The organism is Dysosmobacter acutus (assembly GCF_018919205.1).
Lineage (GTDB): Bacteria > Bacillota > Clostridia > Oscillospirales > Oscillospiraceae > Oscillibacter > Oscillibacter acutus.
This window is the reverse complement of the sequence record NZ_JAHLQN010000001.1, coordinates 1,744,913-1,768,065: the sequence shown is the minus strand read 5'-3', so window position 1 is coordinate 1,768,065 and position 23,153 is coordinate 1,744,913. Positions and strand designations below refer to the sequence as shown.

Below are 23,153 nucleotides of genomic sequence, written 5' to 3'. Positions count from 1 at the left end.
GTTTCTTTCACAGCCGCCTGATGCGCCCCCATTTTCCAGGGTATTTGAAAAGCCGGCTTTCCTATTTGAGAACCGATATACCCCCGTCCTCATCCACCAGCAGCAGATCGATCCCGGTCCTCCGCTTCGCCAGTTCGGGCAGGCGCCGCCACAGGCCTCTGTATACAGGCATATCGGGAAACGCAATGCTGTACCTGGCCTTTTCGTCGTCCATGCGATAGAGCGTTTCGCCTATGATGCTGAGAAAATAGTTATGCCGCATTGCCTGCCGCGAGCCAGGACCTTTTACTTCAATGAGCCAGCGCCCGCCGTCCTTTTTCGCTTCTATATCCACGCCGTGTGCCTTTCCCCAGGCAACCGACACATCCCAGCCCTGGCGCTCCAGCCAGTTTTTGACAAAGGCCTTCACCGCGTCTTCGTCGAAGTCCCTTCCTCTCTCCTTCGCCCCCTCCGGCTGCTTCTCCCGGGGGCTGGGCGCAAGGCCGGAAAGCTGTGCCGGATAATTGCAAAAGCACATATTCTTATCCGGATTTCGCCGTCGGAGGATCCGCCCTTCTTTGTACAGCGCATTGCATGCGCTGTTTATCTGCTGATGGCGCTTTTGCAGTCTTTTTTCAAGCTCCGTGTCGGTCAAGCCCGGACACTGGTCCAATACCTCTAAAATCTGATCCTTTACCGCCATGCCCATATCGCGCCTCCCGCTGTCCATACCGTTATGTCTTTTCAAAAGATATGCAGAGAAAAAGTGCCTGCCGCGCCTTCTTTGGTTCGCAGCACTGTTATATCATTGACTTTATTCAAAAGTCAACCCGCAAGGCGCGCGTTTTTTTGCGCGTACGGGTCATGTGGATCGCCGCGCCCTTTTTTAGGTTCGGCCTCTGCGCAGCGCGGCTTTTCTTGATGGCACCGGCGCTGCGTATGGCGTTTTCCGGCTTTTGCGGAATACCCACTCTCTTTTTGGGCACATACTATTGATAACGGCCTTGACAAATACCCCACCTGGGTATATAGTAAATCAAAAAATACCCCCACGGGGTATTATAAAGGAGACATTCCCATGCGCGAAGAACAGTATCGAATAGAAGGCATGCACTGCGCCGCGTGCAGTTCCTCTGTGGAGCGGGTCACCCGGAAGCTAAGTGGTGTGGAGCGCAGCGACGTGAACCTGACCACAGGGCTGATGACCATCTCCTATGACGAGGCCCAGGTGTCGCCGGAGCAGATCATCGCCAAGGTGGAAAAGGCCGGCTTTGGCTGCCGGCCCAGAGAGGAGGAAAAGGCGGAGGTGTCCGCGGAAGAGGAGGCGGACCCGCTCAAAGCCAAGCGGCAGAATCTGATCGGCGCCGCAATGACCACCGTGGTGCTTCTCTATGTGTCCATGGGCCAGATGCTGCCCACTCCCCTGCCGCTGCCGGACATCCTCTCCATGGTGACACATCCGGTGAATTTTGCCATGGCGCAGCTGATCCTGACCATACCGGTGATGTGGTTTGGGCGGGACTACCTGATCGGCGGCTTCAAGGCCCTCTTCCATCTGAATCCCAACATGGACTCCCTTGTGGCCATCGGCAGCACCTGCTCCTTCCTCTACAGTCTGGTGATGACCTTTTTGATCTCTGATATCCCCCACCATGTCCACCACCTCTACTATGAGTCGGCGGCGGTGGTGCTGACGCTGATCATGTTAGGCAAATTCCTGGAGAGCCGCAGCGTGCAGAAGACCAAGGGCGCCATCACCGCCCTGATGGAGCTCTCGCCGGACATGGCCGTGCTTGCGCAAACCGGTGAAACCGTGCCCACCGGCTCCCTGAAGGTGGGCGATGTGATCCTCATCCGGCCCGGCGACCGGATCGCCGCCGACGGCAAGGTGGTCCGTGGTGAAAGCAGCGTCAACGAGGCCATGCTCACTGGAGAAAGCCTGCCGGTGGAAAAGCACACCGGCGACGAGGTCATCGGCGGCAGCATCAACGAGGACGGTGCTCTCCACGTCTCCGTGACCCGGGTGGGCAGCGACTCCACACTGTCAAAGATCATCCAGTTCGTGGAGGATGCCCAGGGGAAAAAGGCCCCCATCTCCAAACTGGCGGACCGGGTTGCCGGCGTATTTGTACCGGTGGTCATGGCCATCGCCCTGATCGCCGCCATTCTCTGGCTGGCCGCCGGGCAGGAGTTCTCCTTTGCCCTGCGCATCTTCACCTCCGTGCTGGTCATCGCCTGCCCCTGCGCCCTGGGGCTTGCCACGCCAACCGCCATCATGGTAGGCACGGGCCTTGGCGCCTCCCACGGCATATTGATCCGCAGCGGTGAAGCGCTGGAGACCGCCCACAAGATCGACACCGTGGTACTGGACAAAACCGGCACCGTCACCGAGGGAAAACCCGCCGTCACCAGTGTGTTCCCCCTGGGCATGGACCAGGAGGAGCTGGTGAACATCGCCGTGGCTGTGGAGTCCAGCTCCGCCCATCCGCTGGCAAGGGCGGTGCTGGAGTATCAGGGCAGCTCCCCCTATCGGACAGCGGAGTTTGAAAACCGCTCGGGGCTGGGCCTGCGCGCTGTGTTGGAGGATGGCCGTGTGGTGCTGACCGGCAGCCGCCGCTTTCTTGAATCCGAACACATCGACTGCTCCCCCCTGCTGGAGCGGGCCGGTCAGCTGGCCGGCAAGGGCCAGACCGCGCTGCTTTTCGCCGTGGACGGCAGGGCCGCTGGCCTCATCGGCGTGGCAGACGCCATCAAGCCCTCCAGCGCGGAGGCCATCCGGCGCCTGCGGAAGATGGGCCTGCACACCGTGCTGCTCACCGGGGACAGCAAAGCCGCGGCGGAGCAGATCGGCGCCCAGGCCGGCGTGGACGAGATCATCGCCGAGGTACTCCCGCAGGACAAGGCCGGCAAGATTCAGTCCCTTCAGGCCCAGGGCAAGCAGGTCATGATGGTGGGCGATGGCATCAACGACGCCCCGGCCCTGGTCCAGTCCGACGTGGGCTGCGCCATCGGCGGAGGCAGCGACATTGCCATTGAGTCCGCGGACCTGATTCTGATGCGCAGCGACCTGAGCGACGTGTCCCGGGCCATCCGTTTAAGCCGACTTACCATCCGCAACATCAAGCAGAACCTCTTCTGGGCCTTTTGCTACAACACCATCGGCATCCCCATCGCCGCCGGCGCGCTGTATCTGAGCCATGACCTTCTGCTCTCGCCTATGTTTGCCGGCGCGGCCATGTCCCTGAGCTCCATCTGCGTGGTCACCAACGCCCTGCGGCTGCGGACCAAGAAACTGTAAAGGAGAATCGCCATGGAAGACTTTTGCGACCGCAGCCGGCATAAGCACCGGGAACAGCCGGAGTACGAAGCACTGATCCGCCGGCTGAACCGGATTGAGGGCCAGGTGCGGGGCATCCGGGGCATGGTGGAGAAGGATGCCTACTGCACGGATATCCTGACCCAGGTCTCCGCCGTTCAATCGGCGCTGAACGCCTTCTCCAAAGAGCTGTTGGGCAGCCATATCAAGACCTGCGTGGTGCAGGACATTCAGAACGGGCACACGGAGGTTGTGGACGACCTCCTGACCACCATACAAAAATTGATGAAATGAGGCTTCAACATGAAAGTAATCAACGTCCCCGACATGATGTGCGAAAATTGTGTCAGCCGCATCACCAAGGCGCTGACCGATGCGGATTTGAAGTTCACCGTCAGCCTGGCCGACAAGACCGTCACCATTGACGGCTGCGCCCAGTGCCTCCAGACGGCTCTGGGCGAGTTGGAAGACCTGGGCTTTACCCCGGAGGCCAAATAGGCAAAAAAAGGCCCGCGCCATGTGGCGCGGGCCTTTTTTTCTCTTATCTGCGGGAGAACATCTCCGTGTCCTCTCCCTTTGCGATTCTGGACACCGTGCCGGACAGAGCCAGCAGGGCCAGCAGGTTGGGCGCCACCATCAGGCCGTTGAACATGTCGGACATATTCCACACCAGATCTACCTTCAAGGCGGAACCCAGCACAATGCAAACCACCACGATCAGCGCATAGACCTTGACGCCCGCCTTGCCAAAGAGCGCCTTGACGTTGGTCTCGCCGAAGAAGTACCAGCCCACAATGGTGGAGAAGGCGAAAAACAGCATGCAGATGGCGATGAAGATCGTACCGAAGCTGCCAAACGCCCGGTCAAAGGCCATCTGAGCAAGGACGGATCCGGTCTCACCGGAGGAAACCGCGCCGGAGGAGATGATGACCAGCGCTGTCAGAGTCAGGATGACAAAGGTGTCGATGAACACGCCCATCATGGCCACCTCGCCCTGGTCCTGGGGCTTTTGCACCTTTGCCAGTGCGTGGGCATGGGGTGTGGAGCCCATGCCGGCCTCGTTGGAAAAGAGCCCTCTTGCAACGCCAAAGCGCAGGGCCTTCTGGATGGTGATGCCCAGGACACCGCCGCCCATGGCCTGGGGATTGAAGGCCATGACAAAAATCTGCCGGATGGAGTCCAGCAGCACGGCATGGTTGATGAACAAAATCACCACGCAGCCGGTGATGTACAGCGCCGCCATAACGGGCACAACCTTCTCGGTGAAGGCGGCAATACGTTTGACACCGCCAAGGAAGATGAACGCGGCGATCACCGCAAGCACAATGCCCACATACAGCGGCTTCACATGGAACGCGGCCTTAAAGGACTCGCCGATGGAGTTGGACTGCACCATATTGCCCATAAAGCCCAGGGCCAGGATGATGGCCACGGAGAAAAAGCCTGCCAGGAACCTGCCGAACTTTCCCTTGAAGGCTGCACGGATATAGTAGATGGGGCCGCCGGTGACCGCGCCGTCCACCACAGTCTTATACTTTTGCGCCAAAACCGCCTCGCCGTAAATCGTGGCCATGCCGAAAAAGGCGGAGACCCACATCCAGAAAATCGCGCCCGGCCCGCCGGAGGCAATGGCGGTGGCCGCGCCGGCGATATTGCCGGTGCCCACCTGGGCCGCAATGGCCGTTGTCAGCGCCTGAAAGGAGCTCATCCCGTCGTCGCCCGCCTTCTTTCCCCGGAGGCTGAAGTTGCCGAACAGCCGCTTCCAGCCCGACCGGAACCTGCGCACCTGGATGAAGCGCAGACGGATGGTGAAATAGATCCCGCTGCCGCACAGCAGAACCAAGAGGATGTTTTTGTCCCAAAGGTAGGTATTCAGTGTCTTTACAATCTGCTCCAATACTTCCATTTCTACTCTCCCCTGTTTTTTTCCGGCAGACAGCAAAAAAGCCAAATGCAGGAAATCCTGCACTTGGCTCCATAAGACAACAAGAGGACCGCTTATTTTCAAACGCCTCTTTTCTGTCTACTCTGTCCTTTTGCCTGAGAGATTTGCGCATTGCGCGCATTGCACCTTCGGCACTCAATCTGAGTTTCTCCAGAGCCACATCTGTTCATAGTCCCCGTCCGGTTCCGGACACCTGAGAGTTTTACTCCTTCGGTAAGCATTTACGCTGTTTTTCTATGAACTTCGTCTGCCGTTATTTCATTATGCTCTTACATTATCATGGCCTCAATATGAAGTCAAAGTAGTATCCTTCATGTTTAACATGAAGATTTCTCATGTTGCGCACAACTGATTGACCGTCCCACCCAAGCTTTTTTGGTCTTTTAAAATGAATCTTTTCCTGCACATCGGCAAAAGCGCCGCTTTTGCCTGATTCAGGCGGAAAAGGCACACATAAAACCGGACAGGCGCGGAAGACTATGGGTGAGGTGAGCGAATATGGATCCGCTGCGGGACCTTCCCATGGGATTCGGCATGGCCCTGGTGCAAAACCAAAGTGCCATGGAGGCCTTCTCCTCCATGACGCCGGAACAGCAGCAGGCGATCATCAGCCAAACCCACCGCGTACACTCCAAAGAAGAAATGCAGACCCTTGTGGAGAGCATTGTCCGCTGAGCCGGGCAATGCTCTTGATTTTCCTACAGCCGCTTGACTGCGTCCGTGGCCAGCACAGAGCGCTCACATTCCTGGGCGGAAAGCGTGATCTGCCAGCACAGCGGACTGCCCCGCATACATTTGGCCGCATAGCTGAGCCCATTGGTACGCTCGTCTAAGAACGGCCGGTCAATCTGATCTGGATCGCCCAGCAGGATGATCTTTGTGTCCTTTCCCGCGCGGGTGATGATCCCCTTCACCTGATTGGGCGTCATATTCTGCACTTCATCAATGATCAAATAGGTCTTGGAAATGGAGCGGCCGCGGATAAAATTCAGCGCCTCTGTCTGAATGATTCCCCGCTCGAATACCTCCTTCACCTTGTCGCCAAGGAGCGCCTCGTCTTCATACCGGCTTTTTTCATCCGAATCCAGGAGCTGCTCCAGGTTATCCACCACCGGACGCATCAGCGGAGCGATCTTCTCCTGCTCGTCGCCGGGCAAAAATCCGATATCCTCGTCAAACTGTGCGTTGGGCCGGCTGACCAGAATGCGGCGGTACTCCCGGTTGTTGTAGACTTTCTCCAGGCCAACCGCCAGGGAATAAAAGGTCTTTGCCGTCCCGGCCATCCCCTTAATGATCACCAGCGGCGCCCGCTCCGCGCTCTGCATCAGCGCCTCCTGGATAAAATACTGGCCCATATTCCGGGGCGTCACGCCGTAGGGCTTGCTTTTTTTGTAGCTCAGCGGGACCGCCTTTTCCCCCTCCACCCGGCCCAGCAGCGTTTTCTTTGACGTCTGATCTGGCTGGATTGTCAAAAATTCATTTTCCGTCAGCTCCAGCGGGATTCTCTCCCCATGGCTGTCCGCCGTGTAAAGCGCGGAAACCGGCACCCCGCTCTTTTTGAAGTCCTTCACCAGTTCCTCCGGCAGGTAAACTTCTGCGCGCCCGGTGTACTGGGCGTCGGCATCGGTGACCTGCTCGGTGGTGAAGTCCTCCGCCCGGATTCCCAGAATCTGGGCCTTAATGCGCATAACCAGGTCCTTTGTGACCAGGATCACCTGCCCCTCCCCCTGGCTCAGCCCCCTGCAGACTTTGAGAATCCGGTTATCCGGCCGCTGCTCCGGCAAATCCTCCGGCAGCGCCACATCGGTAAAGTTTTTTTCCACCCTCAATATGCCGCCGCCCGCAAGCGAAACACCGTAAAGCAGGTCCCCTTGGGAGCGAAGCTCTTCCAGAGACCGGATCGCCGCCCTTGCGTTCGCACCCCGTTCGCCGGCAGATCGTTTCAGTCCATCCAATTCCTCTATCACCGCCAGAGGAAGGACGATATCGTTGTCCTCGAAACAGCTAAGGGCATAGGGCGCCTGGATTAAAACGTTTGTATCAATGACGTATGTTTTCTTCATACCGGGTCCTCTTCCCGCCGCGCTTTTTGGGTTGGAGCGTCCTTCCCGCGCGGTGAAGGGAAGCGCTTCCGTCTATCCGTGGAGCCACCGCTTTACGCGTTCGATCAGGGAGATGCGCGCCTCCGTTTCCGCCGGCACCGCCCTCTGCGCATCCTCCATCAGCACCTCTTGGCTGTTGAGCGGGGCATGGCTGCCGGGGACAGGGCGGTAAATCCCATCGCTGCCCATCCGCCGCGCCTTTACATTGTCCAGCCGCTGCGCCTCAATCAGTCGGTGGATTTTTTCCCTTGCGCTCCGGCTGTAAACGGGGCATCCCACCTCCACCCGGCGGTCCATATTGCGGGTCATGAAATCGGCGGAGGAGAGATACATCTTCTCATCCTCGCCGCTGCCAAAGAGATAGATGCGGGAGTGCTCCAAGTACCGGCCCACGATGCTGGTCACCTGAATATTTTCGGTCTCCCCTGCCACGCCCGGCAAAATACAGCAAATTCCCCGGACAATCATCTCAATCCGCACGCCGGAGCGGGATGCCTCCCGCAGCTTTTGGATGAGATCCAAATCGGTAATTGAATTGAGCTTGAGAAAAATCCTGCCCTGGGACCCTTTCCGTATCTCTCCGTCAATCAGCTCGATCAGCCGGTCTTTCATGGCGTAGGGCGCGACGAGAAGGTGCTGGTAGTTTCCTCTCAGGTTTCCGATGGCCATATTTTTGAAAAATTCGTTGGCGTCGTTTCCGATATCCAGATTGGCGGTTATGTAGGAGAGGTCCGTATATTGGGCGGCGGTCTTTTCATTGTAATTTCCGGTGCCGATCTGGGTGACATAGGAGATGCCCGAGCGCTCTTTCCGGGTAATCAGGCAGACTTTTGAATGGACTTTGTATGCGTCGAATCCATAGAGGATCCGGCAGCCCGCCTCCTCCAGCCGCTGGGACCAGTCGATGTTGTTCTGCTCGTCAAACCGGGCCCGCAGCTCAATGAGCACCGTCACGTCTTTTCCGTTCTCCGCCGCCGCGCAGAGATACTCCACCAGCTTGGCCCGGCTGGCCAGACGGTAAATGGAAATTTTGATGGAAATAACCGAGTCGTCTCTTGACGCCTCCCGCAGCAGCTGCAAAAAGGGCTCCATGCTCTCAAAGGGATAGGAGAGAAGCAGGTCGCCTTTTGCCGCCTGGCGGAGGACGCTCTCCCCCGCAGGCAGAGTTCTTTGCGGGGCAAAATCCGGATACACCAGATTCCGGCGCACCAGCGAGTCCACATGATCCGGCAGGGAGAACGCAAAGGACAATTTCATAGGCGAATGGGTCACGTACACCTGCTCTCTGCTCAGCAGCAGTTTTTCACAGAAGTATTGCAAAAATTGCCCGGAAACGCCGCAGCTGAGTTCCAGGCGGACCGCAGCCAATTTGGTGCGCTGGCGCAGCAGCTTTTTCATCTTGTTGCGGAAGTCCTCGTCCACCTCGAAGTTTTCATCGTTTGGTGTGATGTCCGCATTGCGGGTAATGCAGAAAACGGTTTTTTCCTCCACATCATAAGACTTGAAAATCTTCTCCACCTGGGACAATATGATGTCTTCTGTGAACACATAGCGGACATCGGCGCCCGGCAGATACACAACCTCCGGCAGCGATGCCGGCACGGGGATTACCCCGAACACCTCCGGTCCTTTCCCCTTGAGCCGCGCCCCGATATGCAGCACCTTGTTGACAAGATGGGGAAAGGGATGATGGCTGTCCACAATCTGAGGCGACAAGATGGGGTCTATCTCATTTTGATAAAGCTGTTTGATGTATTTCTGTTCGCTTTTCTCCAGCTCCTCCAGTTTGAGCGCCGTAATCCCATAGGAGCAGAGCTGGCTGTTCAGCCGCGCGTATATCTCGTCCTTTTCCACAGTCAGCGGCCCCACCGCCTGGTAGATCTTCTGAAGCTGCTCCTCCGCGCTGAGCCCCGTCTTATTGTCCACCGCTCCTTTTTTGATCAGTGACAGGTCGTGGAGGCTGCCCACACGAATCATGAAGAACTCGTCCAGGTTGCTGGTAAAAATTGCCGCGAACTTCAACCTCTCCAGAAGCGGCACGCTCTCATCCGTGGCCTCCATTAACACCCGTTCGTTGAACCGCAGCCAGGAGAGTTCCCGGTTTTGCATGTACTTATCCATTGGCCTCGCCGCCTTCCAGCATGTAGAGCAGATACCCCTCCCGGACGCCATAGGGGCTGGCGGTGAATTGGCGGCAGCCATAGCGCTCCGCCACCGCCTGCAGCACCGCCAGCCCGGGTAGCAGTGTGTGCAACCGGTCCGGAGCGGCCTTAATCATGGCGGGCACCAATTTTCCCCGGTCACTTTTCACCAGTTTCAATATTTTTTTCATTCGCCGGCAGGGATAGCCTCCGTAGCCGGAGGTTTCATCAAACAACTCGTCGCTGAGCTGGCAGCTGGCCCGGGCGGTACCCCCGACTCCGCACAGCACCGCCGTGGGCTGTTCCCCGCCGGGGAAGTCCACCGGCCGCAGCAGCCGCGCGGCGTGCTCCGCGATCTGATCCAGCTCTTTTTTAGTGGGGACGATTCCGTGTACATAGGCGGTGTAGAGGCTCAGCGATCCCATGGGCAGCGACCGGGTGGCCACCACCTCGCCCCGGGCGAACAGCACCAACTCCGTGCTTCCGCCGCCCACGTCCACCATCAGCCCATCTGACACCGCAAGGCTTTTGATGGCCCCGAAATAGTCAAATACAGCCTCTTCATCCCCCGTCAGCACCCGGACCCTCACGCCGCACTCCGCCCAGAGCGCGTCCAATACCTCCTCCGTGTTGTTAATATTGCGCAGGGAAGCTGTTGCAAAGGCAAAAAAATGCTCCACCTCCACACTCTTCAGCGTTTGAAGAAACCGGTTCAGCACAGTCACCGCTTTGCGGATTCCCTTGGCGCTGAGACAATTTTTTTCGTCGATATAGCCCACCAGCCCGGCAGCCGCCTTGCTGTTGAGCATCTGATGAATCTCCCCGTCAACCACTCGGTAGAGCACCAACCGAATGGTGTTGGATCCGATGTCAATCACTGCATACATGGTTTGCTTCCCCTTGTTCTTTCTATACTCAATTACCAGTATAGCGGAGCGCATGTTAAATCCTCCATCGGAACCATGTTAAATCCAGGAAAATTCCGCTGTTACAGGCAACGGGCAGGGCGCCATTTCAAATTTGAAATGGCGCCCTGCCCGTTGCCTGTTCGGTTTTAAAACAATACTACTGATTGCCCGCTTAAGTACTCCTCCAGACAGAGGCCCTGCTCCGTGAGTTCGCGGGCAGCCTCCTTCCCCACATATCGGTAATGCCACGGCTCATAGGAGACGCCGGTCAGCTCGCTTTTGTCCGTGGGGTAGCGGAGGATAAAGCCGTACTCCGCGCAGTGCTCCATCAGCCACTGCTGCACCTCGGTCTGCTCCTGCTGTTCATCCAGTACCTGATAGGCAACATCCACGATGTCCACCGCCAATCCCGCCTGATGCTCACTGGTCCCGGGGCGCGCCACCCAGGCGGAGGCCTTCTCCTCCGCCTCCTGCCGGTCACAGCCCTGCCGGAGGTAATAGCTCACCTTTCTTTGAAAGAGCTCCTCCTGCTTGTCCCATGTGCGGTAGGACGAGCAGATCAGGGGCTGGAGGCCCTCCGCTCTTGCGTCGTCCATCATCTTCTGAAGGTCCGGATAGATGCGGCTGTCCACGCTGTGACCGCCGCGCAGTTTGGTCATCTCATGAATCTTGTAGTCCTCGCTCAGCAGGTGATCCCTGTTGACCAGCAGCAGCTGCCACTCCTCCGTGTCCTTCTTCTGCTCCGCCACCGGCGCGATAGCCTGCACCGGACCCGCCCCGGCGGATGTCCCTCCCGCACGGTATCCGCCTTCCATATCCACTTCCGCCGCCAGTGCCCTTCCAAGCAGGAGTCCGCTTAAAAACAGCACCGCGCACAGCAGCAACAGCTTCCAAGAGACGCGGCGCCGGCGCCGTGCGTGCCGGGGCGCGACAAAGTACTCCCGATCTGGAATCTCTTCTTCATATCGCATCATTCTGTTCTCAGCCATGGATACACTCTCCTTCTTTGGTGTATACCTATGATACGATATCAAGTCGTCATTTTCGTCACATTTTTGTATCAAATTGGCATCAATTGACTGTCTTTGCTTCTGCGCCGGCGGGCCAGCGCTGAACCACAAAGTCCCCTCTGTGGCCCACGGGTCCGAAACTCAGCCAGTCGCCCCTTATATCAAAGGAATAGACCAGCTCATCCGTGCCGTCCACCGCGAACAGGGCCGAGCCGTCGCCCTCCCCGATGAGCTCCGCCTCTATCCCCATTCCAAGGAAGTACTGAATCCCGCCGTCCACCGCTTCAGAGAGGTAGGAGTCGTATTTGGGGAGATAGGGTACGTTGAGCTCCGCCTGAAGCACCAGGCCGCTCTCCTCATCCAACACGCCGGAGAAGTAAAACCCGTCCCCGCCCACGGACCAGATGTGGACAAAGCTTGCGCTGGCGCCATCCCCCATCCTGCGGCACACCTTTCTGATTCCATCGATTTTGGGCAGTTCTTCGGTGATGGCCTCCTTGGGCAGGAGATGAACGTTGGACAGCTGCTCCAGCGTACTGCCGGCCAGCTCCCCGAGCCATGCCTGCAGCTCCTCTGAGTTTCCCAATTCCTGCTCCACCGTTCCGATTTCCCCCTCCGCCAGCGTTCCATAGCTGTCGAAGAGCAGCTCCATCTTCTCCTGCAAAGTGGACGGCAAAACGGGCAGGTTCTGTCTGGCGTCCATGACCTCGGCGTGCACCGTGCCCATCAGCTCCCGGTCCCGGATTCCCGAGACCCACTGTGGCAGACAGAGGGAGGCCAGCACCGCGGCACCGGAGAGCACAGGCAGCAGCCACCGTTTCCATCTGATCACGCCCCGCCGCCCCCTTTCAGGTGGACGCGTACCTGAGTACCCTGGCCCACTATGCTGCGAAACTCCATGGCCCCGCCGTGGAGCGCCACGATCTTCCGGCACACCGCAAGCCCCATTCCCGCGCCGCCCTGGGCACGGGCCCGGGACTTATCCACCATATAAAAGGCCTCGGTGACACGGCTCAGGTCCTCGGGGGGAATGCCCTTTCCCGTATCCGTCACCCGGATACAGTAGCCTCCCTCCTCCTCAATGCCTTCCAACAGGATGAGTCCGGGGCCGGAGATGGCCTTGCGGGCGTTGTCCAGCAGATTGAGACAAACCGTCTCCATCAAATCCGGCTCAATGGGCACAAGGGCGGCCTTAGCGCGGAGGCGCAGACGGATGCCCTGCTTCTCCAGCGCCGGCCGCAGCACGCCGCCCACCCGCTCCAAAAAGGCGTCCATGGGTGATTCCCGGAGGACAAAGTCCTGCTTTTCCAGCACGATCAGGTCCATCAGCTTCCGGGACAGCGACTCCATCCGCCGCCCTTCATTGAAAATATAGCTTGCGCTCTGGCGCACCTGCTCCGGCGAGGCAGGGCGGGAGCGCAGCAGGTCCGCATAGCCGATGATGGAGGTCAGGGGCGTCTTTGTTTCGTGGGCAAAGCTGTTGAGGAAGTCCTCCTGCCGCCGGGCCGCCGCTTTCAGCTCCTCCACCTGGGCCTCCAGCCGGGCCGCCATCACATTGAAGTCAGCGGAGAGCTGTGAGAGCTCGTCGTCGCCTTTCACGGCCACCCGCTCGGAAAGCTCGCCCGCCGCCATCCGCTTTGTGGCCGCCGACAGCCGCCCCAGGGGGCGCAGCATCACCACGGACACCGACAATGAGACCAGCCCCACCGCCGCCACCAAGCCCAGCATCAGGTAGAAAAAAGTCCTGTACTGCTCCTCACGGGTGAGAAACAGCTCCCCCACCTTCCGGCAGTTTTCAAGGTAGAGCGTCCCGCCGCCGATGGCCAGGGGGCTTGCGGCGTGGATATAGTAGCTGCCCCAGCCCCGCCTCAGCTCCCAGCCCCGCTGGCCGTCCTCCAGTTTTGCGGTCATGGCGGAGTCCATGGGCAGCGTCCCGCTGCCGGAGAGCTGGTTCCCGTCCTGGTCGCTGAGACGGAAGGCCACGGTCCCCCGAGAGGTGGTGATGGTCAGCCGGGAGGCGGCCGTGGCCACGTCCTCCTTGGTGACGGAGGGGAAGTACAGGTCCATCTCCCGCCCCAAGGTGTAGCGCAGCAGATCGTTTTCCTCATACACCGCCGTCACCTCCCTCTCCAATGAGGAGCGGAAAAAGGAGTCAATGAGAAAATAACCGCCCAAACTACAGGCCAGGACGGTGATGAGCACCGTGGAGCAAAAGAGTTTCCAGAACAGCCGCATGTCACACCTCCAGCCTGTACCCCACTTTATAGACCGCCACCAGCCGGTCCTCCAGTCCCAATTTTCTGCGCAGACGCTGGATGTGCAGGTCCACCGTGCGGCTGTCCCCCAGGTACTCCTCGCCCCAGACCCGCTCGTAAATCCGGTCCCGATACAGGGCCACGTTCCGGTTTTGGCAAAAGAGCAGCAGCAAGTCATACTCCTTTACAGTCAGTGCCACCGCCGCCCCATTCTTTTTCACCACCCGGGAGGCGGTATCGATCTCAATGTCCGGCATCAGGGAGATCACCCGTCCGCTCTTGCCGCAGCGGCGCAGCACCGTCTCCACCCGGGCCAGCAGTTCCATCAGCTCAAAGGGTTTGGTGATATAGTCCTCCGCCCCCATGCGCAGCCCCTTCACCCTGTCCTGAAGCTCGCCCTTGGCGGTGAGGAAGATCACCGGCACATCCAGTTCCTGAGAGTACTCCAACAGCTCATATCCGTTCACCCTGGGCAGCATGATATCTAACAGCACCAGGTCAAACAGTTCTTTTTCCATTAGGTCCGCAGCGGCGTCCCCGTCCGGCGCCCAGCGGCAAGAATATCCCGCCTCCTCCAGCGCCGTGCGCACCAGGTTGGCAATGGGGGCCTCGTCCTCCGCGATCAGGATTCGATTCAACGCACTCACCTCTTTTCTACAGTTTGCGTCAACGTTCCATCATTTTTGTATCATTTCCCTACTGTACCACACCTGAGCCAAAAAGGAAAACCCTCCCGCGGCGTTTCCCGCAGGAGGATTTCCCCTCACGATTCACTTTTTCCCTCTCCAAACTCCACAAAGGCCGCCTCCGCCTGCTGCTGGGCCCGCATCAGCAGCGCCCTCGCCCCGGCAACATTTCTCTGGTCCAACTCCTGTATGGCATCTGTGACGTCATTGAATAGTACCACATACGGCTTTCGATATTCGTTGTCCAGCACGTTCCTGACCGCTGCAATGACAAAGGCGGAAAAGGTACATTCTTTTCCGGCAATTGCGGCCTCGACCTCCTCGATCACGTCATCCGGAAAGCGAATTGTTTTATTGGTTGTTGCAGGCAGTTTTGGAATTTTGAAAGGTGCCATCTTCCCCATCCTTTGCAATCTCTTTTCCATGATTTTACTACATCCGACATCTTTATGATGCATTGCATTTGCAATGCATCATAAAGCGCCCGACCGCGGGAAAAGCTAAGCAAGGGTGATTCCATGAAATATCAGGACCCAAAGATGGAGGAGTACTTCAACTCTCTGCCCGTGCAGGTGCGCTCCTTCATCAACCGATCAGGCGCCGACATCTGCTCCCCGGGAGAGCTGACCATGATCGGTGAACATTTGAAGCACAGCCTCAGCACAGAGGAACCGGAATCCAAACAATAACCGCTTCCCATACCATGAACAGAGGTGATCTGAATGTCCTATGTCAATCCGGTGCTCCGGCCCAAGCTGGAGTCGCTGTCCATTGATCTCAAAAATGAAATCCTCTCCCGCGACGTCCATCTGAACAATCTCCATGATCTCATTGCGGTTCTGGAGCAGATCGTGGAAGAAGCGGAAGCCGCCCCATAACGGGACGGCTTCTCTCAATTCCAAAGCGGATTTGCCGCTCCCCCCGGGGAAAATTCCCCGGGGGCCTTCTCCCTTATCTGATTTCAACGCAGTCCTGTAGTCCTTTTCGGTCGGTTATGCGACAGGGGAAAGGGAAAAGTGTCCGGCCACAAGGGCAAGGAACTGGGCATTACGGGGCTTGGCCGGCAGCGGCGCTCCAAAGAGCTCCGTCAAAATCGGCGTTTTCTGGTTCCATATGATGGCAATCGCGGACCGGATGTTCCGTTCCACCGCCTGCCACGTCGTCCCGTAATGCCTGGCCACCTCCGGGTACAGCCACTTTGTCACAAGCGCCAGCCGCTGCGGATTCTCCACCGATAGGTAGATCGCGTAGGAGATCCGGAAAAAACCGGTGTAGTTCGCTGTCAGCCCCATCCGGTACAGCAGATCATATATTTCCGAAAGCAGCTTCTCCCCATCACGCCACGTCTCCACGCTCCCCCTCCTCCTGCAAAAGCTTCCTGAATGCGCGCAGCAGAGACAGCACCCTTTCCTCCGGTATCGTTATCAGAAAAAAGATCACCGAGAGTGCGGAGAAGCTGTACTTGCCATGCTCCTGGTCGATGTACGAGCGGGGTGAGATATGCAGAAGCTCCGCCATGCGCTCCTGGCTGTATCCCATCTCCTTGCGGAAGGCATAGATCGAGTTGCGGAGAAATACCTGAAGCAGTGTTTTGTATTGACGCATCAGCAAAACCTCCCCAATTCGACAGAATATAGGAAAATTTTACCTAATGCCGGGTCACGCCGCTATGAGGTACACCTCAGTCAACAGTCAAATACGTAAACTTTATTCCCCCGCAATACACTGCCAAGGGCCATTTGCTTTTCAAACGCTCTGCCTGAACCGCGCCCGCTCACTTTCTTACAATACTTCTTCATGTTCTTTTCATCCTTTGACATACTACCCCTCTTTTCTTATCCCGCGGTTTCGTTCCTCCGTTTTCAAACAGCGCTCTATCGACATATCCTCTCCCTGCTGCTTGACGGTCAATAGGCGCCCCGTCCCTCTGCGGCCCGGCTCACCATCTCTTCCTCACCTTCCGCATCAAGCAGCCACGCCACGTCCACTTTCAGTATTTCCGCCAGAGTGCGCAGCTCGTAATCCGCTATGATCCGGTCCCCCATCTCCATCCGGCTGATGGTATCCCGCTCAAGGCTGACTCCACGGATCTGAAGCTGTGCCGCCAGCTCCGTCTGCGACAGCTTCAGCGCTCTTCTTGCCTTCCGGACGCGGGACCCCGAGACGTTTTTCATCCCGTGATACGTAAAAATCTTCATGTTTCCTCATCCTTTCTGTGGGAATGTCCTGCATTTTTTTGACATTAACACAGAAAAAACACGAAATTGCGCGAATGCTCTGCAAATACTAAAATATTTTCAAACACAGACCCTCTGAGGTTTTGAAACAGCAGAACCGTATACGATGGTGAAGCGTTTGACAAAAATAGAGGAGAGGTCATCTGTACACTTTTTTTTATATGTACTTCAATAAAAAAACCTGGCCCTTGAAGCCTCCTCTTCAAGGGCCAGGTATGGGTCATCCTGGCAAAATACCCGGTGGACGCAGAGTTCCTCTTTATGAAACTCTGCGTCCACCGGGTATTTCTGATATGGTACGCCCGACTGGATTCGAACCAGCGGCCTTTAGAGTCGGAGTCTAACGCTCTATCCAACTGAGCTACGGGCGCGCATCTTTGTAAAGGATAGCACATAAAACCAAATCTGTAAAGAAAAATTTTTCAAAAAAAGATTGTTAAAAAATTTGACAAACTTGCTCCTTTTGCGATAAACTGAATACGGAAATTTACTTTATTGCAATGTTGTCAATTTGTGCATCTTTTTACCAGACGCAGGTAGGAGTAATCATATGAAAAAGCAGAACATATCCGACGCCGTGATCCGGCGCCTTCCCAGGTATTACAGACATCTGAACGATCTGTGCAACAAAGGTGTCATTCGCATCTCCTCGCATTCCCTGGGTGTGAAGATGGGGATCACTGCCTCTCAGATCCGGCAGGATTTCAGCTGTTTCGGTGAGTTCGGCCAGCAGGGATACGGCTACAATGTGGAGGAATTGCGCTCCGAAATCGGACACATCCTGGGCGTGGACCAGAGCCATCATCTGATTATGATCGGCGTGGGCAACTTAGGTCACGCCCTGCTCCAGAATTTTCGGTTCTCCCAGTGCGGCTTCACCGTGGATGCGGCCTTTGATATTGCGCCCTCCATCATCGGAACGGACATCAACGGCGTACATATTTATCATATGGACGAGTTGGAGGACTATATCCGCGCCCATAAGGTGGACGTGGTCTCCCTCACCGTGCCCAAATCCATTGCCCAGGATTTGGCGGACCGCCTGACAGCCCTTGGTATCCGCGGGTTCTGGAATTTTACCAACTTAGAGCTTGTCTCCTCCAACCCGGAAGTCAAGATCGAGAACATCCACTTTTCCGACAGTTTGCTGACGCTCAGCTACCGGATCGTCAATCCGTAAACGGAAGGAGTCCTATGAACAAAAGAGCACTGGGGCCCATTGCCTTTCTGGCCGCGGCCTGCTGTATTTTGGCAGCACTGGCCAGCGGAGGAGACAGCTCCGATCCGCTGGTCTCCCTCTCCTATCTCAACGGTGCCTTTACCGACAAGGTCAACAGCGCAGTGGATGCCCGGCTGAATGCGTCCGGCCAGACAAGTGCCGACGGAGGCGCCTACGCCGCATCCACACAGGAAATCCGCCTGAAGGAAGGGGACGTGTTGGGCGGCAGCACCGGCACGGACTGCCTGCTGTTAGCCGGCTCTATGAAAGTCACCTTCCCGTCCGGCGCCGTGGTGGACATCACCACCGGCAAAGAGGTTCCCAGCGGCACGGCTCTGACGGCCAACCACAGATATTTGGTGGCGGAGGATACCACGGCTTCCTTTACCGTCACGTCCAAGACCGCGGTGGTGCACTATGAGGGGCCCTGCCGGTTCACCCTCTCCGACTCCGTGGATTACAATGCCATTGCTTCGGCTTTAAAAGCCCTGCATCTATTTAAAGGAAGCTATACCGGCTATGGTTCCGGCTTTGACCTTGAGATGGCGCCTACCCGCATTCAGGCCCTCATCATGTTTATCCGCGTATTGGGCGAGGAAGAGGAGGCCCTTTCCTATACCGGCCCCATTCCCTTCACCGACATCGCCAAGGGCTCTTTGTCGGAGCACTATGTCTCCTATGCCTATTCGAGGGGCTATACCAACGGTTTCACCGCCACGCTTTTTAAGCCGGATCAGGCCATCTCCGCCAATCAGTACATGGAGTTTTTACTGCGCGCCCTGGGATACAGCTCCTCTGCCAACACAGACCTCTCGGCCACAATGGCAACGGCCCGCAGCGCCGGTGTCCTCACCGATGCCGAAGCGGCCATGCTCCAGTCAGACACGTTCCTCCGGGCCCAACTGGTGTATGTCTCCTATTACGCCTTGGATGCCGCTTTGAGCGGCGGCTCCGGAACCTTAGTGCAAAAGCTGATGGACAGCGGCGTCTTTACCTCCGATGAACTTCTCTCCGCCAGAGCCATGATAACCGGCAGCCGAATCTTTTAAACCGCCGTGCACCCTTTTCCCACGGCAGCATACTATGAGTTGAGACCGGTTCACCGGTCAAACATTTCATAGGAGGTTCCCGGTATGTGTAATCAGGGCTTCTTTGGCGGCGGCAACAGCTGCTGCTGGATCATCATTCTGTTGATCATCATTTGCTGCTGCTGTGGCGGCGGCAACAGCTGGGGTGGCTGTGGCTGCGGCTGCAACAGTGGCTGCGGCTGCAACAACGGCTGCGGCTGCAACAACGGTCCCGCCTGCTGCTAAGGGTATTTCACTTTCATAACGGGCTCCCGCGCCTTGCGGCGCGGGAGCTTTGCTGTGTGCTCCGCCGCACCCGGTCCCTGCCGGGCGGCGACAGGCTCCATATTGACAGCCCAACCTGCCGGTGATACGATAAATAGTAACTTTCTGAAACGCACATCAAAATATTCCACAAGATATGGTAAGAGAAATGAGGGCATTCCTGACATGACCATTACAAAAATCCGAAAGCGCGACGGCCGCATGGCAGAGTTTGACCAGGAAAAGATCGCAAGAGCCATTGCCAAGGCCTTTGATGCCACCTATAAGCCGGGCCAGACGGAGGCCGCCCGGCAGCTGGCCGCCGAGGTAACCTCCATCCTGGAGGTGGAGGGGATCGAAGAACCGGAGGTGGAGCACATTCAGGACCTGGTGGAGCGGGTGCTGATGGACAACGGCTATATCCAGACCGCCAAGGCCTATATACTCTACCGCAATGAGCGCAGCCGCGCCCGGGAGATGAACACCCGCCTGATGAAAATATACGAGGACATCACCTATGCCGATGCCATTGACAGCGACATCAAGCGGGAAAATGCCAACATCGACGGCGACACCGCAATGGGCTCCATGCTTAAATACGGCAGCGAGGGCGCCAAGCAGTTCTACCAGATGTTCGTCATGAAGCCGGAGCACGCCAAGGCCCACCGGGAAGGCGACATCCACATCCACGATCTGGATTTTTACACCCTCACCACCACCTGCACCCAGATCGACATCCGCAGATTGTTCTCCGGCGGCTTCTGCACCGGCAGCGGCACACTGCGGGAGCCCAACGACATCTCCTCCTATGCTGCCCTGGCCTGCATCGCCATCCAGTCCAATCAAAACGACCAGCACGGCGGTCAGTCCATCTGCGACTTTGACTACGGCATGGCCATGGGCGTTGCAAAAACCTTTCGGCGCGCCTACCGCCAGAACCTGTGTCGGGCGCTGAGTCTGGAATGTGGTGTGGAGGGCTGCGACGATGCGCTGCGTGAGCTGCAAAATGAGATCAACGAGCAGTCGGGGCTGCGGCCCGCCCTGTCGGACTGCGGCGCCTATCAGCAGGCAGAGCGGCCCGTCCTCATGGAGCGCTTCCACCTTGAAGAGGGCCAGGCTGAGCGGTATCAGTCCTTTGCCTGCCGCCAGGCCGTGCAGGAGACGGAGCGGGCCACCTATCAGGCCATGGAGGCCCTGCTCCACAACCTGAACACCATGCATTCCCGGGCCGGCGCCCAGGTGCCCTTCTCCTCCATCAACTACGGCTGCGACACCTCTCCGGAGGGGCGGCTGGTGATGGAAAAGCTGCTGCTGGCCACGGAGGCGGGCCTTGGCGGCGGGGAAACGCCCATCTTCCCCATCCATATCTTCCGGGTCAAGGAGGGAGTCAACTACAATCCCGGCGACCCCAACTACGATCTCTTCCAGCTGGCCATGCGATGCAGCGCCAAGAGGCTCTTCCCCAATTTCAGCTTTTTGGACGCTCCCTTCAACCTCCGGTACTACAAGCCCGGCCATCCTGAGACGGAGATTGCCTACATGGGCTGCCGCACCCGGGTCATCGGCAACATCTATGACCCGTCCCGGGAAATCTGCAACCGCCGTGGCAACCTGAGCTTTACCACCATCAACCTGCCCCGCCTGGGCATCCGGGCAAAGGGCGACATCGAAGTCTTTTTCGACTCTTTAGACCGGATGCTGGACCTTTGCGTGGAACAGCTGATAGAGCGATTTGAGATCCAGTGCCGCAAACATGTGCGCAACTACCCCTTTTTGATGGGCCAGGGCGTTTGGCTGGACTCGGAGCGGCTGGGCTGGAACGACGAGGTGCGGGAGGTGCTCCGCCACGGCACGCTGTCCGTTGGCTTTATCGGCCTGGCGGAGACATTGGTGGCACTCACCGGCCATCACCATGGGGAGGACGAACGCTCGGAGCGGCTGGGCCTTGAGATTGTGGCCCATATGCGCTCCAGAATGGACGAGGAGTCCCGGAAACGGGGACTGAATTTCACGCTGCTGGCCACACCGGCCGAAGGCCTTTCGGGTCGGTTTGTGAAGATTGACAAGCAGCGCTTCGGCATTCTCCCCGGCGTCACCGACCGGGACTACTACACCAACAGCTTCCACATCCCTGTCTACTACCCCATCTCCGCCTTCCGGAAAATCCAGTTGGAGGCGCCTTACCACGCCCTGACCAACGCCGGACACATCAGCTACGTCGAGTTGGACGGCGATCCGGTGCAGAATCTGGAGGCATTTGAAAAGGTCATCCGCTGCATGAAGGAGCAGGGCATCGGCTACGGCTCCATCAACCACCCGGTGGACCGGGACCCCCTGTGCGGCTACAACGGCATCATCAACGACGAGTGTCCGGGCTGCGGCCGCCGGGAGGACGAGGGCGACATGGGGTTTGAGCGGATCCGCCGCATCACCGGATACCTGGTGGGCACCCTGGACCGGTTCAACGACGCCAAGCGGGCGGAGGTCCGGGACCGGGTGAATCACTCCCTGACGCAGCGCTGAAAGGCGGGATCGGAATGCGTATTGCCGCCACGGTACAGGACTCCATTGTGGACGGGCCGGGCTTTCGATTCACCGTGTTCGTCCAGGGCTGCGGCCGCCGATGCCCCGGCTGTCACAACCCCGAAACCCACGACCCCGCAGGCGGGTCGGAGCACCCGGTGGAGGAGTTGGTGAGTCGGATGCTGTCCAACCCCCTGACCGACGGGCTGACCCTCTCTGGGGGAGAGCCTTTCGAGCAGCCGGAGGAGTGTTTGATGCTGGCCCGGGTCGCCCATGAAAACGGCCTGAATGTGTGGAGCTACTCCGGCTTCACCTACGAGCAGCTGCTCCGGGGCACACCGGCCCAGCAGGCCCTTCTGCGGGAGCTTGACGTGCTGGTAGACGGCCCCTTCCTTCTGGAGCAGAGGACCTTGTCCCTCCCCTGGCGGGGCAGCCGCAACCAGCGCCTGATCTCCGTTCCCCAGAGTCTGGCGACCGGTCAGACGGTTCTCCTCCGGCCATAGGGCCCAATCTATAAAAAAGCCGAGTGAATCTTCACTCGGCTTTTGATTTGACCCCTTGGACCGCTCTTCCCTTTTTTCGGCCCGCCGGGAACTGTGATCCGTCCGGATGGAACTTGTGACAGGTCCCCGCTGTGGGCAGCACGACCGCCGAGGCAGTCAGGTTGAAAAGCGTGTGGAAGACAGCGATCTCCACCGGCGTCACCGGCGCGGCCAGCAGGCCCCGCAGGAGGCACAGGGGCGTCCAGAGTACAGCGCCCACCAGATTGAACCGCAGATGGAACGCCGCGGCCCTCCGGCCCGCTCCGCCGCAGCTCAGGGCAGAGAGCAGTGTGGTGGAGCAGGTCCCCACATTGATTCCCAACAGCAGCGGCACCGCAGCCGCCCGCCGCAGCGTCCCGCCGGCGGCCAGCGCCTGAAGCATGCCCACGCTGACGCTGGAGCTTTGAAGCACACCGGTGAAGGCCGCGCCCGCCAAAAATCCCGCAGCCGGATGCTCCGCCAGAGAAGCCAATCGCAGGAAAAGCGCCGTGTCCCCTATCGGCGCGGCGGCGGCCACCAGGCTCCGCATTCCGCTGAGCAGCAAAAAAAGCCCTGTCAGCGCCGCCCCAGCCGTCCTGTGCCCGCTGGCAAGATACAGCCCCAGTCCGGCCACAGCCAGCAGGGCCAGCACCACCTGTTCTCCATCCGGCACACTCCACCCCAGACACAAAAGCCAGGCCGTGGAGGTCGTCCCCACATTGGCTCCGGCAATGGCCGCGGAAGCCTGGGAAAAGGACAGTAGCCCGGAGTCACAGAGCGAAACCGCCAGCACCGTGGTGGCGGAAGAGGATTGGAGCAGTGCGGTCACCCCAGCTCCAAGCAGAAAGCCGCCCCGTTTGGGCAGCGTATGTAAAGCCCCTCCCTTCTCAAACATCGCCTGCAGGCTTTCCCCCAGCAGCGACATGCCAAAGAGAAACAGCGCCAAAGCGCATAAAATCCCGGTCAGCACCTCCATACAG

Annotated in this window: 26 protein-coding genes, 1 tRNA gene and 1 riboswitch; of the genes, 11 read left to right on the top strand and 16 right to left on the bottom strand. The window is 58.3% G+C overall.

The window, feature by feature from the left end; all coding sequences use genetic code 11:
* Positions 1–61 precede the first annotated feature (61 nt).
* On the bottom strand, positions 62–727 hold the full coding sequence (locus tag KQI82_RS08520) for a MarR family transcriptional regulator (protein WP_216632368.1): 666 nt from the start codon (positions 725–727) through the stop codon (positions 62–64).
* A 330-nt stretch (positions 728–1,057) separates the two neighbouring features.
* Between KQI82_RS08520 and KQI82_RS08515 the strand changes: the two genes are divergently transcribed.
* From KQI82_RS08515 to KQI82_RS08505, 3 genes are read left to right on the top strand one after another with little or no spacing between them, the layout of a single operon-like run.
* Positions 1,058–3,277: a heavy metal translocating P-type ATPase gene (locus tag KQI82_RS08515; protein WP_216632367.1), complete on the top strand. Its 2,220-nt coding sequence runs from the start codon at positions 1,058–1,060 to the stop codon at positions 3,275–3,277.
* Between the two features lie 12 nt (positions 3,278–3,289).
* Positions 3,290–3,589, top strand: a complete 300-nt coding sequence (locus tag KQI82_RS08510; RefSeq protein WP_216632366.1) for a metal-sensing transcriptional repressor — start codon at positions 3,290–3,292, stop codon at positions 3,587–3,589.
* 9 nt (positions 3,590–3,598) lie between these two features.
* Positions 3,599–3,793, top strand: a complete 195-nt coding sequence (locus KQI82_RS08505) for a heavy-metal-associated domain-containing protein (protein WP_216632365.1) — start codon at positions 3,599–3,601, stop codon at positions 3,791–3,793.
* 43 nt (positions 3,794–3,836) lie between these two features.
* On the opposite strand, the gene KQI82_RS08500 is transcribed toward KQI82_RS08505, so the two are convergent.
* Positions 3,837–5,201 (bottom strand): alanine/glycine:cation symporter family protein, encoded by a 1,365-nt coding sequence (locus KQI82_RS08500; RefSeq protein ID WP_216632364.1) that lies wholly within the window; start codon positions 5,199–5,201, stop codon positions 3,837–3,839.
* Positions 5,202–5,313: 112 nt separating this feature from the next.
* Positions 5,314–5,404, bottom strand: a riboswitch (glycine riboswitch).
* Between the two features lie 334 nt (positions 5,405–5,738).
* On the opposite strand from KQI82_RS08500, the gene KQI82_RS08495 reads away from it, so the two are divergent.
* Positions 5,739–5,915, top strand: a complete 177-nt coding sequence (locus KQI82_RS08495) for a hypothetical protein (protein WP_216633747.1) — start codon at positions 5,739–5,741, stop codon at positions 5,913–5,915.
* Positions 5,916–5,938: 23 nt separating this feature from the next.
* Here KQI82_RS08495 and KQI82_RS08490 read toward each other — a convergent pair whose 3' ends face one another.
* The 8 genes from KQI82_RS08490 to KQI82_RS08455 form a co-directional block, all read right to left on the bottom strand.
* Positions 5,939–7,303, bottom strand: a complete 1,365-nt coding sequence (locus KQI82_RS08490; protein WP_216632363.1) for a PhoH family protein — start codon at positions 7,301–7,303, stop codon at positions 5,939–5,941.
* 72 nt (positions 7,304–7,375) lie between these two features.
* On the bottom strand, positions 7,376–9,463 hold the full coding sequence (gene ppk1, locus KQI82_RS08485; RefSeq protein ID WP_216632362.1) for a polyphosphate kinase 1: 2,088 nt from the start codon (positions 9,461–9,463) through the stop codon (positions 7,376–7,378).
* On the bottom strand, positions 9,456–10,370 hold the full coding sequence (locus KQI82_RS08480; RefSeq protein WP_216632361.1) for a Ppx/GppA phosphatase family protein: 915 nt from the start codon (positions 10,368–10,370) through the stop codon (positions 9,456–9,458). Before KQI82_RS08480 ends, ppk1 begins: the two co-directional genes overlap by 8 nt.
* 167 nt (positions 10,371–10,537) lie before the next feature.
* Positions 10,538–11,380, bottom strand: a complete 843-nt coding sequence (locus KQI82_RS08475) for a M15 family metallopeptidase (RefSeq protein ID WP_241426666.1) — start codon at positions 11,378–11,380, stop codon at positions 10,538–10,540.
* 82 nt (positions 11,381–11,462) lie between these two features.
* Positions 11,463–12,233 (bottom strand): hypothetical protein, encoded by a 771-nt coding sequence (locus KQI82_RS08470; RefSeq protein ID WP_216632360.1) that lies wholly within the window; start codon positions 12,231–12,233, stop codon positions 11,463–11,465.
* A complete protein-coding gene (locus KQI82_RS08465; protein ID WP_216632359.1) occupies positions 12,230–13,636 on the bottom strand; it encodes a sensor histidine kinase in 1,407 nt (468 codons plus the stop codon). Before KQI82_RS08465 ends, KQI82_RS08470 begins: the two co-directional genes overlap by 4 nt.
* A gap of 1 nt (position 13,637) precedes the next feature.
* A complete protein-coding gene (locus KQI82_RS08460; protein WP_216632358.1) occupies positions 13,638–14,294 on the bottom strand; it encodes a response regulator transcription factor in 657 nt (218 codons plus the stop codon).
* A 125-nt stretch (positions 14,295–14,419) separates the two neighbouring features.
* Positions 14,420–14,737: a YlcI/YnfO family protein gene (locus KQI82_RS08455; RefSeq protein ID WP_216632357.1), complete on the bottom strand. Its 318-nt coding sequence runs from the start codon at positions 14,735–14,737 to the stop codon at positions 14,420–14,422.
* Positions 14,738–14,860: 123 nt separating this feature from the next.
* Between KQI82_RS08455 and KQI82_RS08450 the strand changes: the two genes are divergently transcribed.
* Complete coding sequence (locus tag KQI82_RS08450; RefSeq protein ID WP_216632356.1) at positions 14,861–15,031, top strand: hypothetical protein; 171 nt, start codon at positions 14,861–14,863, stop codon at positions 15,029–15,031.
* 33 nt (positions 15,032–15,064) lie between these two features.
* Entirely contained in the window at positions 15,065–15,220 is a 156-nt protein-coding gene (locus KQI82_RS08445) for a hypothetical protein (RefSeq protein WP_187331904.1), read from the top strand.
* 114 nt (positions 15,221–15,334) lie between these two features.
* Here the strand turns inward: KQI82_RS08445 and KQI82_RS08440 are convergent, their stop codons facing one another.
* From KQI82_RS08440 to KQI82_RS08425, 5 genes are all read right to left on the bottom strand, one after another.
* Positions 15,335–15,694, bottom strand: coding sequence for a sporulation initiation factor Spo0A C-terminal domain-containing protein (locus KQI82_RS08440; RefSeq protein ID WP_338148964.1), 360 nt, complete (start codon positions 15,692–15,694; stop codon positions 15,335–15,337).
* Positions 15,678–15,947, bottom strand: a complete 270-nt coding sequence (locus KQI82_RS08435) for a helix-turn-helix transcriptional regulator (RefSeq protein ID WP_216632355.1) — start codon at positions 15,945–15,947, stop codon at positions 15,678–15,680. The genes KQI82_RS08440 and KQI82_RS08435 overlap by 17 nt, the downstream gene beginning before the upstream one ends.
* An 80-nt stretch (positions 15,948–16,027) precedes the next feature.
* Positions 16,028–16,162 carry a hypothetical protein gene (locus KQI82_RS15770; protein WP_277602912.1) on the bottom strand — a complete coding sequence of 45 codons (135 nt, stop codon included), beginning with the start codon at positions 16,160–16,162 and terminating at the stop codon, positions 16,028–16,030.
* An 87-nt stretch (positions 16,163–16,249) separates the two neighbouring features.
* Positions 16,250–16,540 (bottom strand): helix-turn-helix domain-containing protein, encoded by a 291-nt coding sequence (locus KQI82_RS08430; RefSeq protein ID WP_216632354.1) that lies wholly within the window; start codon positions 16,538–16,540, stop codon positions 16,250–16,252.
* A 333-nt stretch (positions 16,541–16,873) separates the two neighbouring features.
* Positions 16,874–16,950 (bottom strand) — tRNA-Arg (locus KQI82_RS08425).
* 179 nt (positions 16,951–17,129) lie between these two features.
* Between KQI82_RS08425 and KQI82_RS08420 the strand changes: the two genes are divergently transcribed.
* The 5 genes from KQI82_RS08420 to nrdG all read left to right on the top strand — a co-directional run bounded on the left by KQI82_RS08420 (position 17,130) and on the right by nrdG (position 22,155).
* On the top strand, positions 17,130–17,759 hold the full coding sequence (locus KQI82_RS08420) for a redox-sensing transcriptional repressor Rex (RefSeq protein WP_216632353.1): 630 nt from the start codon (positions 17,130–17,132) through the stop codon (positions 17,757–17,759).
* A gap of 14 nt (positions 17,760–17,773) precedes the next feature.
* Positions 17,774–18,847 carry an S-layer homology domain-containing protein gene (locus KQI82_RS08415; protein ID WP_216632352.1) on the top strand — a complete coding sequence of 358 codons (1,074 nt, stop codon included), beginning with the start codon at positions 17,774–17,776 and terminating at the stop codon, positions 18,845–18,847.
* An 84-nt stretch (positions 18,848–18,931) separates the two neighbouring features.
* Positions 18,932–19,111 (top strand): hypothetical protein, encoded by a 180-nt coding sequence (locus KQI82_RS08410; protein ID WP_216632351.1) that lies wholly within the window; start codon positions 18,932–18,934, stop codon positions 19,109–19,111.
* Positions 19,112–19,315: 204 nt separating this feature from the next.
* On the top strand, positions 19,316–21,652 hold the full coding sequence (locus KQI82_RS08405; protein ID WP_216632350.1) for an anaerobic ribonucleoside triphosphate reductase: 2,337 nt from the start codon (positions 19,316–19,318) through the stop codon (positions 21,650–21,652).
* Between the two features lie 14 nt (positions 21,653–21,666).
* The gene (gene nrdG / locus KQI82_RS08400) at positions 21,667–22,155 is read left to right on the top strand and encodes an anaerobic ribonucleoside-triphosphate reductase activating protein (protein WP_216632349.1); all 489 of its coding nucleotides are present in this window, start codon (positions 21,667–21,669) and stop codon (positions 22,153–22,155) included.
* A gap of 31 nt (positions 22,156–22,186) precedes the next feature.
* On the opposite strand, the gene KQI82_RS08395 is transcribed toward nrdG, so the two are convergent.
* On the bottom strand, positions 22,187–23,149 hold the full coding sequence (locus KQI82_RS08395) for a Na/Pi cotransporter family protein (protein ID WP_216632348.1): 963 nt from the start codon (positions 23,147–23,149) through the stop codon (positions 22,187–22,189).
* Between the last annotated feature and the right edge of the window lie 4 nt (positions 23,150–23,153).